We start from the raw sequence: 15,341 nt of genomic DNA, 5'->3' as shown, positions 1-15,341 counted from the left end.
ACGGGACGCCCGAGGCGTCCCTCCGCTTCATGAACGCAGGCTGGCGGGCGCGAGCTGCCGCGCCAGCGCCTTGCGGTCGACCTTGCCCACCGCGTTCTCGGGCAGGCGCTCGATCCACAACACCTCGCGCGGCACGTAGATGCGGCCCAGGCGCGCCAGCACCTCGGCCTGTATGCCGGGCGCATCCGGCGCGGCCTCGCCCGCGCGCTGCACGAAGATCACGGGCACTTCGCCCAGGTCCTCGTCGGGCGCGCCCACCACGCAGCAGGCGGCCACGCCCGGCAGGCCCGTCACTACCCCCTCGATCAGCGCCGGCGATATGTTCTCGCCGCCGCGGATGATCACGTCCTTGATGCGGCCGGTGATGCTCAGGTAGCCCTGCTCGTCGAAACGCCCCAAGTCTCCAGTGCGCAACAGCTGCGGCGCGCCCGCGTCGGCGCTGTCCACGCCCACATAGCCCAGCATCAGGCTGTCGCCCGCGATGCAGATCTCGCCTTCGCCGCCCGGCGCGGCCTCGCTGCCATCCGGCAGGCGCAAGGTCACGCTCTGGCCGGCCAGCACCGTGCCCACCGACCCCACGCGGCGCGCGGCGGGCGGGTTCATGGTCGAGGTGCAGGTGGCCTCCGAGAGGCCGTAGGACACCACCAGCGGGCAGCCCAGGAAGGCTTCGATGCGCCGGTGCAGCGCTTCGGTGATGGGCGCTGAACCGCAGCGCGCGAAGCGCAACGCGGCCAGGCTTGCGGGGTCGAACTCCAGTTCCAGCATGCGCGCATACATGGTGGGCACGCCGGTGATGAGGGTGGGCCGGAACGCGCGCAGCAAGCCCGGCATGTCTTCGGCCCGGAAGCGCCCCGCCAGCGCCACGCTGGCGCCCGCCAGCAACGGCGCGAAGATCTGGTTGTTGAGCGCGTTGGTGTGATGCAGCGGCATCACGTGCAGGAGCCGGTCTGCCGGCGTCAAGCCTGTGTGCGCCAGCACCCCGCGCGCGTTGTTCGCCAGCCCGCGGTGGCTCAACAGCACGCCCTTGGGATTGCCGGTGCTGCCGGAAGTGAAAAGCAGCAGGCCCGCGTCGCCGGGCTCGGCCTCGCCGCTGCCCGTCCAATCCAGCGGGCCTTGCGCCACGGCGGCGGCGTCCAGCAGGTGTTGCGGCGCCAGGCCGCTGGCCCGGGCCGTGGCCGCGTTGGCCGCGTCGTGCAGCATCCAGCCCAGACCCACCGCCGCCACGCGCCTGGCGGTCTCGGCGTCCGACAGGCGCGGCTCCAGCGGACACGGGCAGGCGCCCGCCGCCATCACGCCCAGGATCGCCAGCACCTGCGCCTGCGACCGCTCCATCGCGATCGCCACCTGACTGCCGCGCGCCACGCCGGCGGCGCGCAAGCCGCCCGCGATGCGCCCGACCTCGCGCTGCAGGCCCGCATACGTCAAGGCGCCGTCCGTGGTCACGATGGCTGGCCGCCCGGCCCATTGCGGCTGGCTCCACAGGCGCGCGAACGCGGCCACCAGCGTGGCATCGGCGATCGTCATGGCAGTCTCCTAGCGCAGCGCGACGGCCGCGTCGCGTTCGAACTGCCCGTCGGGATCCAGCTCGCGCAAGGCGCGCGCCTCGGCTGCGCTGGGCAGCGCGGACGGCTCGGCGCCCGTCGCTTCGAATTCGAACCCCGTGCGCTCGCGCACTTCAGACAGGCTGGATTCCGGGTGCCAGGACTGCAAGGCCAGCCGGCCGTCGCGCTTGACGAACACGGCGATCGGCGTGACCACGCCGTGGAAGCCGCCCCAGGAAGTCATGAAGTCCAGCTTCGGCACGAAGGTGCGCCGCGAGTGCTCGGTGCGCCAGGTGCAGGCGCGCCTGGCCGTGGGCAGCATCACCGCGCCGCCACCGCCGCCCGGCAGGCGCACCTTGGGCTCATGCCAGTCGCCGATGCAGGAGTTGTTGGCGCAGCCCGCGCCGTCGATCTGCGCCGCGCCCAGAAAGGTCAGATCCATACGGCCGCGCGTGCACAGGTCGTAGAAGTCTTCGTTGGAGAAGATCGACGCGGTGTGCTCGGCCAGCACCGGGTCGGAACTGGAGATCGGCACATGCGAGGGCCGCGGGTTCACGCCGCCGGCCACGTTGATGTAGACGAAGTCCCAATCGTAGGCGCGCTTGGCCAGCAGGCAGGCCAGCATGGGCATGGTGGAATTCACGCCGCTGAAGGTGATCTCGTCCGGCCGGATGAAACGCGCCAGATTGGTGACGATGTAGGAAAAACCCGACCATTGCTCAGCCATGCTGCACCTCCCGCGCTTCGGGCGCCGCAGCCATGTGCGCCTGCAGATCGCTGTGTTTGTCCATGTATGCCTCCACTGCCGGATAGTCGATGGCGTAGTCAGGCCAGCAGGATCCCGGCCATGCGCCCTGCGGCGCCACGGCATAGGCCTGCACCATGAAGAACGGCACCAGCGTGGATTCCGGATTGGCCTCGAACACCGCGCTGTCGACCACCTTCTCGGCCACCACCAGCACGCTGCCCGCGGCGCGCGACATGATGCGATCCCAATGCGCCGTGCCATGCACCCGCACATTGCCCAGCGCGTCCACCTCGGACGCATGGATCACGGCGAAGTCCGGCCGGATCGCCGGCACCACCCAGGTCTTCTGACCGCTGCCGTAGGGATCGTCCAGGCATTTCCAGCCATTGAGTTCGGGCAGGCCGCTGCCATGCAGGCCGCCGCAAGGCTGGAACGGCACGCCGAAGGCCGCCGCACGCAAGCCGGCCGTTAGGCTGGCGCACGCGTGTTCCTCAAGTTCGATTTCGCGCCGCTCCACCGCCTTGCGGTACCAGGGCGCCAGGCCGAAGTTCCCTTCCATGGCGACGATGCCGGCGCGCACGCGGCGCAGCGCGCCCGCGCGGCACAGGATGTCCACGTCGTAGCCTGGCGACTGCTTGACCAGTTCCAGGTCGCGCCGGCCCTGCCGGATCAGTTCGCGCACGAAGGCGAACGGTCCGCGGTGCAGGAAGCTGCCGCCCAAGGCGATCGACGCGCCGTTGGGCACCAACGCCGCCAGCTCCGCCAGCGTGCACTGCTTGTTCTTCTGATTGAAACCCGATGCCATGATGTCTCCTTCCCTGCGTGTTCTTCTTAGGTCAACGCGCCTGCAGATAAGCCGCCACCCGCTCCTTCAATCCCGGCAGGGCGGCTGAGCGCACCAGGCGGGCGAGATCGGTATCCGGCGTTTCAGAGGACAGCGCCGCATACAGCTGGACACGGCTGGCGCAGCTCAGCGCTGACGCCGCGTCCAGCGCCTCGCGTTCGACGGCATGCCAATCCTGAGCGTCGGAAAGTCGGCTGGCGAAGCCGTCGCGCAAGGCTTCTTCCGCGCTGAACGTGGCCGCCTGCTCCAGCACCGCGCGCGCCCGCTCGGCGCCGACCAGGGCCGCGTAACGGCGCGTGCCCAGCACCAGGCCGAACTTCAGCCCAGGCATGCGGAACGTGGCATCGGGCGCGCTGACGCGCCACTTGCAAGCGCCGAACAAGTCCACGCCCGCGCCGAAGTTGCGGCCATGCGCCAACGCCAGCGTCAGGCACGGCGAAGCCGCCAGCCGCTGCAGCAGCATCTCGATGCGCACGAAGCGCAGCAGCAGGTCGCCTTCGCTCTGTTCCTGCCAACCTCCGAAGTCGAAGCCCGCGCTGAAATTCCTGCCCTCGCCCTTCAAGACGATGAGCTGGGCGCCGCCTGCATCGGCCTCGTCCAATGCGGCGATCAGCGCCTCCACCAGCGGCGCTGACAGCGCATTCATCTTGTCGGGCCGCGCCAGCGTCAACACATGCGCCGCGCCCTGTTTGTCGATGCGCAGGACCTCGCTCATGCCGCCGTCTCCTTTCTGGCGGCGCGCAGCGCGCCCAGCACTTCATCGTTGTGTTCGCCCAAGGCCGGCGGCCGGCGGCGCAAGGCCGTGGTCTGGCCGTCAAAGCGCACCGGCAGGCCGAAGGTGCGCGTGCGCACGCCGTTGGGCAGGTCCACGGGCTGCACCCAACCCATGTGCTCGACCTGCGGATCCGCCAGCACCTCGGAATAGGTGTTGATGGGCGCACAAGGCACGCCCGCCGCACGGAAACGCGCCAGCCAGGTCTGCGCGTCCTCGGCTTCGAAGATCGCCTCGAGGATCTCGCGCAACGCCGTCTGGTTGCGCGCACGGGCGCTGGTGTCCGTAAAGCGCGGATCGGCCAGCAGGTCCTCGCGGCCTACCGTTGCGCAGACGCCCTTCCACAAGGCCTGGTTGCCCGCCGCCATGCCGAAGTAGCCGCCCTTGCAGCGGAATGCCTGATACGGCGCGTTGCGCGGATGGGCCGACCCCAGCTTGACCGGATCCTTGCCGCTGCCGAAGAACTCCGAGGTCTGCAAGGCCGCGATGCCCAAGGTGGCGCCCAGCATGGGCACGTCGATATGCGTGCCCTGCCCGCTGGCCTGGGCCGCGCGCAAGGCAGACGCGATGGCGAAGGCGCCGTACAGGCCGGCCGAAAAGTCAGCCACGGGCACGCCGCACTTCACGGGTTCGCCGCCCGCTTCGCCGGTCACGCTCATGATGCCGCTCATGGCCTGGATGGTCAGGTCGAAGCCGCCTTCCTGCGAACGGGGCCCCGACTGGCCGTAGGCCGAGATCGAGCAATAGACCAGTTTGGGATTGGCCTCGCGCAGCTGCGCATAGCCCAGGCCCAGGCGGTCCATCACGCCCGGCCGGTTGTTCTCGATCAGCACGTCGGCGGCCAGCGCCAGATCGCGCGCCAAGGCCAGGTCGCCGGGATCCTTCAGGTTCAAGGTCACCGAACGCTTGTTGCGATTGAGGGACGCGAAGTTTTCGCTGTAGCCGTCGGAAATGGGCGGCCAGCTGCGCAGCGTGTCGCCGCCTTCGGGGTTTTCGATCTTGATCACGTCGGCGCCCATGTCCGCCAACAACATGCCGCAAAAAGGCCCCGCCGCGACATTGCAAATCTCCAGCACCGTGATGCCGGCCAGCGCCGAACTGGGTGTCATGTCTGACCTCTCGTTATGAAAATTCAATATTTGGGACAAAGAAAACATTATAAGAGCTGACCTTCAAGACTGGCATCATCCAGCCCATCTCTGGCGCATGCTTGCGTATTTTGGCGTCAATCCTAGTGCATTCCCTAGGTGATGTGCTTAATTGTTGACCAGCATAGCACCGTGTGGAATTCTAAGTAAATCATTTATTGATACTTGAATCCTATATTTTAGGATTTTAAAAAAGGGCCGAGACGCTGCATAGGACGGCCCGCACCGACACCAAGGAGACTTCCATGAAAAAAATGTGGCGCATTGCCCTGACGGGCATGGTGCTGGCTTTGGCAGGCGGCGCGGCCGCGGCCGACAACTGGCCGACGAAACCCGTGCGCATGGTGGTCCCTTTCCCGCCCGGCGGCGCGACGGACGCGGCCGCGCGCATCTATGCGCAGCACCTGGGCGACTACCTGGGACAGAGCGTGGTGGTGGAAAACAAGGCGGGCGCGGGCGGAGAGATCGGCGCCGAGTACGTGGCCAAATCGCCCGCCGACGGCTACACCCTGCTGATGGGCGCCGTGGGCAGCCACGCAATCCATGCCGCCATGCCCGACAAGCCCGGCTACGACTTCGGCACCGCCTTCGTCGGCGTGTCGATGGCCACCAGCATGCCCATGGCCGTGGCGGTGAACAGCAGCAAGATTTCCGCGAAGAACGTGCAGGAGCTGATCGCCCTGGCCAAGAGCAAGCCCGGCACCATCACCTTTGGTTCGGCCGGCCCCGGCACGTCACAGCACATGGCAGGCGAACTCTTCCAGGTCGTCACCGGCACCCGGCTCATGCACGTGCCGTATCGCGGCAGCGGCCCCGCCATCACCGACCTGCTGGGCGGGCAGATCGACATGGTGATCGAAACGCTGCCGGCGCTGCTGCCCCAGGTCGCGACCGGCAAGATCCGCCTGCTGGGCGTCACCACCGCCACGCGCGCCACGGCGCTGCCGGACCTGCCCACGCTCGCCGAGCAGGGCGTAAAGGACTACTCGGTCGCGACCACCTACGCGCTGCTGGCTCCCGCGGGCACGCCGCCCGCCGTGGTGGAGAAGCTCTCGGCCGGCATGCAGAAGGCGGCGGCCATGGCTTCCGTGCAGCAGGCCGCACAGAAGCTGGGCGCCGACGCTGTGGCCACCACGCCCGCCGATACCAGCCGCGTGCTCAAGCAGGAAGTCGCCCGCTGGGCCGACGTGGTGCGCTTGTCGGCGGCCAAATGACGGCGCCCGACACGACACCGCAAGCGGCGGACCTGGCCATCGTCGGCGGCGGCTCGGTGGCCGTCAGCTTCCTCTATCAATTCCTGCTCTCGCTGGAACCTGCCGCTGGACGAGCGCTGACGATCGCGCTGTTCGAGCCGCAGGCCGAACCGGGCGCGGGCGAGGCCTACCAGGAGGATCTGCCCAGCAACCTGCTCAACATCCCCGCCGGCAACATGTCGGCGCGGGCAGATCACAGGATGGATTTCGTGGACTGGCTGCGCGCCCAGGATCCCGCCTGGCTGCGCGCGCAGGGCGCGGACTCGATAGCGCCGGCGGACTTCCTGCCGCGCCCGCTGTTCGGCGCCTACATGCGCGCAGTCTACGGACGGGCTTGCGGGCTAGCCCGCGCGCTGGGCATCACGCTCACGCACTTGCGCGGCCGGGTCCGCCGCGTGGCGCCGCTGCCTGGCGGAGGCGTGGGGGTCGAAGCGGAACCGGGTTCGCCCTTCCTGGCGCGTTACGCCGTGCTGTGCAACGGCAACCTGCCTTCGCAGGCGTTCCCGGAATTACGCGATGCGCCCGGCTACTTCAACAGCCCCTACCCGGTCCAGGCGCTGACCCGCGGCATCGCCGCCGACGCGCCGGTCTGCATCATCGGCACCAGCCTGAGCGCCGTGGACGCCATCGCCGCCTTGCAACAGACGGCCCATCGCGGCCCCATCCTGTGCGTATCGCGCAATGGCCGCCTGCCTTCCGTGCGCAGCCCCAACAACCGCGCGCCAGACACGCTGCAACAACTGAGCCCGAAGGGCGTTCCGCGCCTGGCCGCCAGGCATGGAGGCGCACTGTCGCTGGACATCATCGTCACCGCGCTCCAGGAAGAAGTCCTGGCGCTGGGCGGCAGCCTGGAAACCGCGGACGTGTTCGGCATGGAGGGCGAGGCCCACGTCGCACTGGACGAGGAGATACGTCGGTCCGGCCAGGCCCCGCGCCCGTGGCAGGCGGTGGCGGCCGCCACCAATGCCGCCGTCGACCTGATCTGGCATCTCCTGCCGCAAGCCGAGCGCAGCCGCTTCCAGTCGCAATGGCGTTCGCTGTGGATGGCGCGGCGCGCCACCTTTCCGATGCGCAACGCATTGAAGCTGCAAGCCTTGTTCCAGAACGGCCAGCTGCAGGTCTGTGGCGGTTATCTGGACAGCCGCCACGATAGCGTCAGCGGCCTGTTCCACACGCGCTTGCGCGACGCGACGGGCGCCGTCTGCACTCATGCCAGCCGCTATCTGATCAATGCCACCAGCTTCTCGGTGGACACGCCGCGCACGCAGGACCCGCTGGTGTCCGCGCTATTGCGCGAGGGCCATGCGCAGCCCGATCCCCATGGCGGCCTGGCGCTGGACTATGCCACGGGATGCCTCAAGAACGCCGCAGGCGGGATCGAGCCGGATATCTCGGTGCTGGGTAGCCTCGCGGGCGGCACGTACTTCTGGACTACGTCCATGGATGTCAATGCGCGGCTGGCCCGCGATCAGGCGCAGCGCATCAGCGCGGCGCTGGCGCGGCCCGCTACTGGTCCAGATAGCCCCGGCGATAGCCCATCCCCTGCGAGATGGACTGGGCACAGGCAGCCACGTCCGGCGCCAGCTGCTTCATCCTAGCGGCGCTCAGGCGGTCCAGCGGACCGGAGATGCCGATGGCGGCCACGGGCTGGTCCAGGCTGTTGAACAAGGTCACGGCCAGCCCGCCCACGCCTTCGCGCCATTCGCCGCGATTGACCGCATAGCCGGTGCGGGCGATCTTGCGCAGTTCGTCCTTCAAGAGCGGCATGGACACGATGGTCGACGGCGTATGACGCACGAGCTTGTCGGCGTAGCGCTCGACATAGCCTTCCGGCTGGTAGGCCAGCAACGCCTTGCCCGTGGCGACGGCATAGGCGGGCGCGCGTCCGCCCACCATCGAATAGGCGCGTATCGGCTGGGGGCTGTCGATCTTGTCGACGTAGACCACGTCGAAACCGTCGAGCACGGAAAGGTGCACGGTTTCGCCGGTCTGGTCGGCCAGCGTGCGCATGTAGGGCGCGGCCAGCTTGCGCACGTCCAGTTGGGCAAGCTGACGCGCCGCCAGCTCGAACAGCCGGACCGCGCCGCGATAGCCGCCGCCGTCATCGTCCTTGGTCACATAGCCCGCATGTATCAGCGTCTGCAAGGTGCGGTGCGTGTTGCTGCGAGTCAGTCCGACCCGGGCGGCCAGCGCATCGATGGTGCGCGGCGGATTGTCCACGTCGGTCACCGCCTCCAGCACCATCAGACCTTTGAGCAGCGTCTTGTCCATTTTTTGTTTTCCTAATATTTAGGACAAGAAAATAGCATGGGACGCCGCGCGCGAACAGACCCTAGCGTGCGCCCCCGGCAATGGCGGCCCGCACGGTTTCCGAGCGGTCCCACAGGTTCGGCAAGCTGGCCGACGAATACCCCGACACGAAAGGCTTGGCCTGCCCGGTCGCGGGGTCATACACATGGCGCGACACGGCGCCGATGTTGCCGCCGTAGAGATGCACGCTGATCGATACGCGGTCCGCGTGGGCGTTGGAGACCCGGTGGATGTCGCCTTCGGCGGGCGACAGGCGTTCTATGTCGCCCGGCTGCAAAGTGGTCGCGGCGCCCGCGGGCGCGACGCTGCCGTCCTTGCCGCGGACATAGCGTTGATTGACCTCGGCCCCGCGCAGCATGCCCACATAGCCCCAGACCTCGTGATCATGCACCGGCGTGAACTGGCCCGGCCCCCACACGAAACTCACCAGCGAAAAGCGCTCCAGGGGATCGCAGTGCAGCAGATACTGCTGGTAGTACTGCGGATGGGGCGCGGTACAGGCCTCGGGCAGCCAATCGTCATGGCGCACCAGGTCGGCGAATGCGGCCTGCAACTCCGGCGTCTGCGCCAGGCCTGTGGGCGTGGCCAGCCGGGTCGCCGCGGCGATGAAGCGGCGCAGCCTGTCCAGGCCGCCTTGAGATTCGGGCATTGCGTCTCTCCATGAATTCTGGAAATCCCAGATTGAAAAAATAGTATCCACGATTCAGGACAGACGCGCATGCTTGCCCCTGCCGCTACCCAGGTAATCGCGCTTGGCTCTTCTTGACAGGCCACGGGCCGCGCGAGCAGCGTATCGGACTGGCGGCAAGATTGAAAATGAAAAGCACGCATCTCGATATTCCTCCAGCGCCGCCGCGGCGCGCGTGCAGGCAGCGAGGGCTTCGGCGTCACCACTTGCAGCCCCGATCCGTAACGGTATCCGCCAACAGAAGCGGCAAGGCCAGCAAGCCCATGTCCGCATGGGCGTTCTTGCATGGCGGCCGCGCGCTCTTGGCGATGCCGCGCGCGATCTCGGATTGTTCGACCGGCGCTTTGGGTCCGAGTCGCACGACGGGCTCGCCACGTGCGCGCGGCATGCCCGCCGCTTGCGCATCTTCGGGGCGCCAACCGAAATCGCGCGAAAGATCCGCAGCGCCCGACGGTGGCACGGGTGTCCTGTCCAGCCTCGGCGCGGATGGCGCGGGTGTCCTGCGCGCGCCGGATCGTTGCCCTGCAGCCACGGCCGGCGACGGCGTGTCGACGCGGGCAGGCTGAGCAGGCGCCGATCCGGACGCAGGCTCGTCCTTCGCCGGCTGTTCCTGTGGCATGGGCGGCGACCGGGCGGGCAACAGATCCACGTAGAACGGCAATTCCGGCGCGCGCGCTGCGGGCTCTATCCGGTCGCGCCACCACAGCCCCGCCACCATCGCATGCAGCGCGCACGACGCCAGCACGGCCCACCACGCCGCCCTGCTCGCGCGCGGTCGCGCATCCACGATTCCAGCCGCGGCCAGAGACATCGGCAACACTCGGACAGTACGCCCAAAACCCCAGGCAACGCGGCGATGATAGCCTCGCGCGGCGTGAAGATTTGTGAAGATGTTGAGGGCTGATGTGGCGCACAATCATCCGCTCAAGTCAGGCGAGGGGAAACCCCAAATCCCACCACCCGCACCCCGGGATACAGTGGCGGGATAGGTTTGGCCGTGGAGATTATCATTCCGTTTTCCTGGAGACTTCCCGACGTATTCGTGCGCTCGCCAGACGGTGTCTTGCACCGCGTGGTGCGCCACGCCACGACCGCGGAAACCATCGCCCAACTCGAGAGCATGCCCAGCAACTATCACCTGGACTGCGAGTGCATGCTCGACAACGGTGAAGCCCTGCATTGGATCGGCGACAACCAGTATCGCCAATTGAACGGCGGCGCCATTTTCACCGCCGAAATCGCTACCACCACGCCTCGCGGCGATTCCCGCAAGAGCGCTGCCGCCAAGAGCAGCCTGCGCGACGCCCGCAGAAAATCCGCCCCGCGCAAAACACCCGCGCAGGGGCAGAGTCATTTACCATTAGCTGTCGTCAATCTAAAAACCGGCAACGACTGGAGCCTGATACGCGCCTGGCGTGAGCATCTCAAAATCAGCACCGCTGATATGGCTGCACGACTGGGGGTGGACCACTCCATCTATATCGAACTGGAACGGCCGCGCCCGCGGCCCAGGCAGGTTATCCTGGACCGCGTATCCGAAGCCCTGGGCGTCACTCCCGACCAGCTCGACGATTCATTGTTTGGAGGGCACCTTCATTAGCGCCTGATGCGGGAACATCAAGCTTCCCGCCCTGGCATACTGAAGTGCCTGAACGACTTTGGCGCCGTATATCCAATGGCCCGCGCATGGAGGTATCGCATATGCTCGGCACCGCAAGACGATTGACCGACGTCCTCGCCACCGCGCCGGACGGCACGCTCTACCGCATTGAACGATTCGTCTCAGACCCCGACGCGTATTCCGCGCTGGGCACCTCGCGCTTCGATCCGAAGACGCATTGCGTATGCCGCACCAGCACGGGCGAAAAAGTCGCGTGGCTGGGCGGACAGACCTACCAGCTGCTCAAGAGCGGCACATCCTTGACGGCGGTGGACCGACGACGCCATTAGGCGCATGAGACCGGCGCCGCGCCTCACCGGGCGGCGCTTTCTCCACCCCAATTCCCCAGAACCGCGGCCCGACGCGCAATACTGCGCGCATCGGGCCGCAGGCTCTGCGCTTGAGCCAGATCAAGGAATTTCGGGCGCGCCCGGCAGTACGCTGGACATATATCCGGAAAGATCGGCGCCGCCATCGCGGCGCCCTCCGTCAACAGGCATTTCGCATGGCCAAGAAGTTTCCCTTGCACCCGAAGCACCCCGAACGCATATGCTGGGGCTGCGACCGCTATTGCGCCACCGACTCGATGGCCTGCGGCAACGGGTCCGGCCGCACCATGCATCCCGCAGAGACCCTGGGAGACGATTGGTACACGGTTGGAGACTGGGGATTCGACGACGAAGATGACAAGGCCCGAGACCAGGTCCGGGCCGCGGAACCAGCCTCCACGCACTGAAGCGCAATCCGCGCCGCAAAACAAAAAGGCCTTCGATCGAAGATCAAAGGCCTTTCCGTTTTCTTTCCATTTCATCCAAGCAAGAAGCTTGGCGCGCCCGGCAGGATTCGAACCTACGACCCCCTGGTTCGTAGCCAGGTACTCTATCCAGCTGAGCTACGGGCGCTCCGAAAGAGGCGTGTTTATACCATGAAAAATTAAGGGTGCGCAAATCGGACAGGCCGAAGCCTGTGTCCGCGCCGCGTCCGAATCACGCGCCCGCGATTCGTGGCCCGCCTCGGCCGCGCGATTCCTTCCACAAAACGCGCACAAAGGGAATAGTTCAGAAAGCCCGGTTCACTCGTCCGCGTTGCGAAATTTCACGCTTGGAAAAATAATTGGTTTCCTGTGCATATAGGACAAAAAATGCGCCCACGAGCGGAGAAGCAGCTTTTGCACAGGACCTCTCGCCGACGCCTGCAGTCGGGGCTCTCCTGCCCCCCCATCTGTCAGAAGGAACTTGCATGGACACCAAGAATTCCTCGGGCGCGTTCGTTCTGGGCCTCGCTGCCGCGATCCTGGCCACAGGCTGTTCCACCGCTCCAAAAACAACGGAGTCCGGCTTCCTGTCGGATTACTCGCTTCTGCACCAGATGCCCGCCCCCGACGGCGGAACCCGCCTGGTCTACCTGAATCCTGATTTCAACGCGTCTCGCTATGCCGCGGTGTGGCTTGATCCGATCGAGTACTACCCGGAGCCTCAGCCATCCGCGGACGTTTCCATGGAAACCCTCACGGAGATACGCGTGGCGGTCAACGAGACGCTGCGGCGCAAGGTCGGCGAACAGGTGAGGCTGGTCGATCGCGCCGGGCCCGGCGTCGCCCGTATCCGCATCGCCATCACCGCGGTGGGAACCTCGGAGCAGGCGCTGCGAGCCTATCAATACATTCCCGTCGCGTTGGTAATGACCGAGGCCCGCGCCGCCATGGAAGGAGGCATGGCGCGCAACGCCAGCGTCGCCATCGAGTCGCGGGTCACGGACAGTATGTCGGATGAATTGCTGTATGCGTCCGTGCGGGGTGGCACGGGCGAAAAGGTCGCCAACGCCACCCAGGGCGCGGGCGGCGTCCGCCTGTCCAAACTGCAGCCGCTGATCGATGAATGGACCTCGGGCGCAGCCCGGGAAATAGGCAAGTACGTACGACAACGCTAGAGCAAGGCATCTCGCGGCACAGCTTGGCCTGTGCCGCGGCACTTCGTGATTTTCAACCCATGAGTCCGTTGGAGTGATCCTATGAAGCTAACGCGCCGCACATTGAATGCAGGTGGTCTTGCTCTGCTCGCAACCAGCGCCCTGGGCGCCGCCGCCCGGGCCGCCGATGGCCTGATCGCGGATCTGCCCGAAGGCGACGAGCAGTTCGGACTGGCGACCGATGTCTACATCTACGCCTATCCCCTGGTGACCATGGAGATGACCAGAAGAGTCATCACCAACGTTGCGGAGCCCAAGGGCACGCGAGCGCCGATGGGGAATCTCATCAAACTGCGCCAGTATCCCGACGCCAAGTTCCGCGACGTGACCGCGCCGAACGCCGACACGCTGTACACCACTTCCTTCTTTGACGTCGGCGACGAACCCTGGGTCGTCAGCCTGCCCGACATGAATGGACGCTATGCCCTGTTTCCGATGCTGGACGGTTGGACGACGGTGTTCGATGTGCCTGGCAAGCGCACCACGGGCACGGGTGCGCAAACCTTCGTGGTCAGCGGCCCCGGATGGGAGGGCTCGATTCCGCAAGGCATGGTCCAGTACAAATCTCCCACCAGCATCGTGTGGCTGCTGGGCCGCATCTACTGCACCGGCACGCCGGAAGACTATGCGCAAGTGCACAAGCTGCAGGACGAAGTGAAGCTCTGTCCCTTGAGCGCATGGGGCAAGGACTGGACTCCGCCCGCGGGCAAGGTCGACCCTGCGATAGACATGAAGACCTCGGTGCGCGAACAGGTCAACAACATGGACGCGGTCGAGTACTTCAGCTTGTTTGCGCAGCTGCTCAAGCGCAATCCGCCCAGCGCCGCCGACGCGCCCATCGTCGCGAAGATGGCTTCGATAGGCATCGTGCCAGGACAGGACTTCGACAAGAGCAAGCTCGACCCCGACATTGCGAAGCGCGTTCCGCAGGTGGGCTTCGGACGCATCATGACGCACTTCAAGTCCAGCGGCGGCGACATCCAGGACGTGGATGGCTGGGGCTTCACGACCAAGACGGGCATATACGGCACCAACTACCTCCAACGGGCGCTGGTCACCGCGATCGGCCTGGGCGCCAACCGCCCCCAGGACGCCGTTTATCCCACGTCCCTGAAGTCAGACACCGGCGCCATCAAGCGCACCTACAACGGTTCGGAGAAGTACGTGCTGACCTTCAAGAAGGGGCTTACGCCGCCAGTGTCGGGCTTCTGGTCGCTGACGATGTATGACGCGCGCTACTTCTTCGTCGACAACCCGCTGAATCGCTACTCGATCAGCGCGCGCCAACCCCTGAAGGCCAAGCCCGACGGCTCGATCGACCTGTTCATACAACATGAATCGCCCGGACCGGACATGGAGTCGAACTGGCTGCCTGCGCCCAAGGGCCCATTCATCCTGATGATGCGTCTTTACTGGCCCAACGAAAGCAACCCGTCGATCATCGACGGCTCCTGGACCATCCCTCCCGTAAGACGGGTCACCTGATACCTGGGTTACGCCGCACCGGCCCCTGGCCGGCTTTGCGCTCACCGCAGGCGTGATGGATGCGATTCATCACGCCTGCCGTTTGGGGAGGGTTTGCAATGAAAAAGAAAATCATGGGCTGCCTGATCTGCGGGCTGCTGCAAGCAGGGACTGCGCTAGGCGCCGAAGCGGAGCCCGCTTCCGCAGCGGGTACCGTGCCTTCGAACGAATGGCAATTCTCGGTCACGCCCTACTTCTGGGCTGCCGGCCTCTCCGGCAAGGTATCCCATTCGCGCTCGCCCGTCATCGACATCCACTCGGACTTCGACGAGCTGTTCGACAACCTCGACTTCGGCGCGATGCTCATCGGCGAGGCGCGCAAAGGACGCTACAGCGTATTCGGCGACCTGATCTACACCAAGATCGGCACACAGGGAGATACGCCGCGCGGCATCCTGGCCGCCAGTGCGGACGTAAAGGCATCCACGTTCGCGGGACTGCTCGGCGTCGGCTATTCCTTGCTGGAAAATTCACCGCATCAGCTGGACGTCGTCGCAGGCCTGCGCGTCTGGTCGGTCGACACCGACATCACGCTCAAGGGCTCGCACCTGAACGGCAGAACGCGCAGCGACGGCGCCACCTGGGTCGACGGCCTGGTGGGCGTGCGCGGAAACTACATGCTGAGCTCGAAGTACTACATCACCGGCTGGGGCCTGATCGGCGCGGGCGGCGCAGAAGCGGATTGGGATGTGGGCCTGGGTCTCGGCTACAACTTCAGCAAGAATGTCTCGGCGGCGATAGGCTATCGCGCAGTGGGCGTGGACTACAGCAGCGGCGGCTTCAAGTTCGACGCCGTGCTGCAAGGGCCGATGGCGGGCCTGACAATCCGCTTCTAGATGGCGGCGCAAAACAAAAAGGCCTTCGATACGAGATCAAAGGCCTTTC

The 15,341-nt window shown here is 66.2% G+C and carries 16 protein-coding genes and 1 tRNA gene; 8 read left to right on the top strand and 9 right to left on the bottom strand.

What is annotated here, in order from left to right; translation table 11 throughout:
* Window positions 1–27: 27 nt before the first annotated feature.
* From IB259_RS29770 to IB259_RS29750, 5 genes are read right to left on the bottom strand one after another with little or no spacing between them, the layout of a single operon-like run.
* Window positions 28–1,524 (bottom strand): class I adenylate-forming enzyme family protein, encoded by a 1,497-nt coding sequence (locus IB259_RS29770; RefSeq protein WP_192330935.1) that lies wholly within the window; start codon window positions 1,522–1,524, stop codon window positions 28–30.
* 9 nt (window positions 1,525–1,533) lie between these two features.
* Window positions 1,534–2,268, bottom strand: coding sequence for a CoA-transferase subunit beta (locus IB259_RS29765; RefSeq protein WP_192330933.1), 735 nt, complete (start codon window positions 2,266–2,268; stop codon window positions 1,534–1,536).
* Window positions 2,261–3,094, bottom strand: a complete 834-nt coding sequence (locus tag IB259_RS29760; protein WP_054453140.1) for a CoA transferase subunit A — start codon at window positions 3,092–3,094, stop codon at window positions 2,261–2,263. The genes IB259_RS29765 and IB259_RS29760 overlap by 8 nt, the downstream gene beginning before the upstream one ends.
* A gap of 31 nt (window positions 3,095–3,125) precedes the next feature.
* Window positions 3,126–3,848: an enoyl-CoA hydratase/isomerase family protein gene (locus tag IB259_RS29755; RefSeq protein ID WP_192330931.1), complete on the bottom strand. Its 723-nt coding sequence runs from the start codon at window positions 3,846–3,848 to the stop codon at window positions 3,126–3,128.
* On the bottom strand, window positions 3,845–5,014 hold the full coding sequence (locus IB259_RS29750) for a CaiB/BaiF CoA-transferase family protein (RefSeq protein ID WP_175164074.1): 1,170 nt from the start codon (window positions 5,012–5,014) through the stop codon (window positions 3,845–3,847). The genes IB259_RS29755 and IB259_RS29750 overlap by 4 nt, the downstream gene beginning before the upstream one ends.
* A gap of 284 nt (window positions 5,015–5,298) precedes the next feature.
* Between IB259_RS29750 and IB259_RS29745 the strand changes: the two genes are divergently transcribed.
* Together IB259_RS29745 and IB259_RS29740 are read left to right on the top strand one after the other, a co-directional pair.
* The gene (locus tag IB259_RS29745; RefSeq protein WP_054453146.1) at window positions 5,299–6,267 is read left to right on the top strand and encodes a tripartite tricarboxylate transporter substrate binding protein; all 969 of its coding nucleotides are present in this window, start codon (window positions 5,299–5,301) and stop codon (window positions 6,265–6,267) included.
* Window positions 6,264–7,904 (top strand): FAD/NAD(P)-binding protein, encoded by a 1,641-nt coding sequence (locus tag IB259_RS29740; RefSeq protein WP_192330929.1) that lies wholly within the window; start codon window positions 6,264–6,266, stop codon window positions 7,902–7,904. Before IB259_RS29745 ends, IB259_RS29740 begins: the two co-directional genes overlap by 4 nt.
* On the opposite strand, the gene IB259_RS29735 is transcribed toward IB259_RS29740, so the two are convergent.
* From IB259_RS29735 to IB259_RS29725, 3 genes are all read right to left on the bottom strand, one after another.
* Window positions 7,813–8,577 carry an IclR family transcriptional regulator gene (locus IB259_RS29735; RefSeq protein WP_082400883.1) on the bottom strand — a complete coding sequence of 255 codons (765 nt, stop codon included), beginning with the start codon at window positions 8,575–8,577 and terminating at the stop codon, window positions 7,813–7,815. The two genes, IB259_RS29740 and IB259_RS29735, sit on opposite strands and share 92 nt — an antisense overlap.
* Before the next feature lie 61 nt (window positions 8,578–8,638).
* Window positions 8,639–9,265 carry a cysteine dioxygenase gene (locus tag IB259_RS29730; protein ID WP_192330927.1) on the bottom strand — a complete coding sequence of 209 codons (627 nt, stop codon included), beginning with the start codon at window positions 9,263–9,265 and terminating at the stop codon, window positions 8,639–8,641.
* Window positions 9,266–9,503: 238 nt separating this feature from the next.
* Window positions 9,504–10,115 (bottom strand): hypothetical protein, encoded by a 612-nt coding sequence (locus IB259_RS29725; protein ID WP_156337355.1) that lies wholly within the window; start codon window positions 10,113–10,115, stop codon window positions 9,504–9,506.
* A 186-nt stretch (window positions 10,116–10,301) separates the two neighbouring features.
* On the opposite strand from IB259_RS29725, the gene IB259_RS29720 reads away from it, so the two are divergent.
* From IB259_RS29720 to IB259_RS29710, 3 genes are all read left to right on the top strand, one after another.
* Entirely contained in the window at window positions 10,302–10,904 is a 603-nt protein-coding gene (locus tag IB259_RS29720; RefSeq protein ID WP_054453692.1) for a helix-turn-helix domain-containing protein, read from the top strand.
* A 122-nt stretch (window positions 10,905–11,026) separates the two neighbouring features.
* Window positions 11,027–11,254 carry a hypothetical protein gene (locus tag IB259_RS29715; protein ID WP_054453154.1) on the top strand — a complete coding sequence of 76 codons (228 nt, stop codon included), beginning with the start codon at window positions 11,027–11,029 and terminating at the stop codon, window positions 11,252–11,254.
* Between the two features lie 215 nt (window positions 11,255–11,469).
* The gene (locus tag IB259_RS29710; RefSeq protein ID WP_054453156.1) at window positions 11,470–11,700 is read left to right on the top strand and encodes a DUF3079 domain-containing protein; all 231 of its coding nucleotides are present in this window, start codon (window positions 11,470–11,472) and stop codon (window positions 11,698–11,700) included.
* An 89-nt stretch (window positions 11,701–11,789) separates the two neighbouring features.
* Here IB259_RS29710 and IB259_RS29705 read toward each other — a convergent pair.
* Window positions 11,790–11,866 (bottom strand) — tRNA-Arg (locus IB259_RS29705).
* 337 nt (window positions 11,867–12,203) lie between these two features.
* Here IB259_RS29705 and IB259_RS29700 point away from each other — a divergent pair.
* The 3 genes from IB259_RS29700 to IB259_RS29690 all read left to right on the top strand — a co-directional run bounded on the left by IB259_RS29700 (window position 12,204) and on the right by IB259_RS29690 (window position 15,292).
* Window positions 12,204–12,893: a DUF3313 domain-containing protein gene (locus IB259_RS29700; protein ID WP_119450049.1), complete on the top strand. Its 690-nt coding sequence runs from the start codon at window positions 12,204–12,206 to the stop codon at window positions 12,891–12,893.
* An 81-nt stretch (window positions 12,894–12,974) separates the two neighbouring features.
* Window positions 12,975–14,417, top strand: a complete 1,443-nt coding sequence (locus IB259_RS29695) for a DUF1254 domain-containing protein (RefSeq protein WP_054453160.1) — start codon at window positions 12,975–12,977, stop codon at window positions 14,415–14,417.
* Between the two features lie 98 nt (window positions 14,418–14,515).
* Entirely contained in the window at window positions 14,516–15,292 is a 777-nt protein-coding gene (locus tag IB259_RS29690) for a hypothetical protein (RefSeq protein ID WP_192330925.1), read from the top strand.
* Window positions 15,293–15,341 lie beyond the last annotated feature (49 nt).

The organism is Achromobacter sp. ACM04, from assembly GCF_014851465.1.
Taxonomy (GTDB): Bacteria; Pseudomonadota; Gammaproteobacteria; order Burkholderiales; family Burkholderiaceae_B; genus Achromobacter; species Achromobacter aegrifaciens.
The sequence above is the reverse complement of the archived record's forward strand: the minus strand, read 5'-3'. Positions and strand labels throughout refer to the sequence as shown.

Bases quoted from the DNA above. Each gene is read 5' to 3' on its own strand.
- IB259_RS29770 (WP_192330935.1), bottom strand. From the start codon at position 1,524: ATGACGATCGCCGATGCCACGCTGGTGGCCGCGTTCGCGCGCCTGTGG.
- IB259_RS29765 (WP_192330933.1), bottom strand. From the start codon at position 2,268: ATGGCTGAGCAATGGTCGGGTTTTTCCTACATCGTCACCAATCTGGCG.
- IB259_RS29760 (WP_054453140.1), bottom strand. From the start codon at position 3,094: ATGGCATCGGGTTTCAATCAGAAGAACAAGCAGTGCACGCTGGCGGAG.
- IB259_RS29755 (WP_192330931.1), bottom strand. From the start codon at position 3,848: ATGAGCGAGGTCCTGCGCATCGACAAACAGGGCGCGGCGCATGTGTTG.
- IB259_RS29750 (WP_175164074.1), bottom strand. From the start codon at position 5,014: ATGACACCCAGTTCGGCGCTGGCCGGCATCACGGTGCTGGAGATTTGC.
- IB259_RS29745 (WP_054453146.1), top strand. From the start codon at position 5,299: ATGAAAAAAATGTGGCGCATTGCCCTGACGGGCATGGTGCTGGCTTTG.
- IB259_RS29740 (WP_192330929.1), top strand. From the start codon at position 6,264: ATGACGGCGCCCGACACGACACCGCAAGCGGCGGACCTGGCCATCGTC.
- IB259_RS29735 (WP_082400883.1), bottom strand. From the start codon at position 8,577: ATGGACAAGACGCTGCTCAAAGGTCTGATGGTGCTGGAGGCGGTGACC.
- IB259_RS29730 (WP_192330927.1), bottom strand. From the start codon at position 9,265: ATGCCCGAATCTCAAGGCGGCCTGGACAGGCTGCGCCGCTTCATCGCC.
- IB259_RS29725 (WP_156337355.1), bottom strand. From the start codon at position 10,115: ATGTCTCTGGCCGCGGCTGGAATCGTGGATGCGCGACCGCGCGCGAGC.
- IB259_RS29710 (WP_054453156.1), top strand. From the start codon at position 11,470: ATGGCCAAGAAGTTTCCCTTGCACCCGAAGCACCCCGAACGCATATGC.
- IB259_RS29700 (WP_119450049.1), top strand. From the start codon at position 12,204: ATGGACACCAAGAATTCCTCGGGCGCGTTCGTTCTGGGCCTCGCTGCC.
- IB259_RS29695 (WP_054453160.1), top strand. From the start codon at position 12,975: ATGAAGCTAACGCGCCGCACATTGAATGCAGGTGGTCTTGCTCTGCTC.
- IB259_RS29690 (WP_192330925.1), top strand. From the start codon at position 14,516: ATGAAAAAGAAAATCATGGGCTGCCTGATCTGCGGGCTGCTGCAAGCA.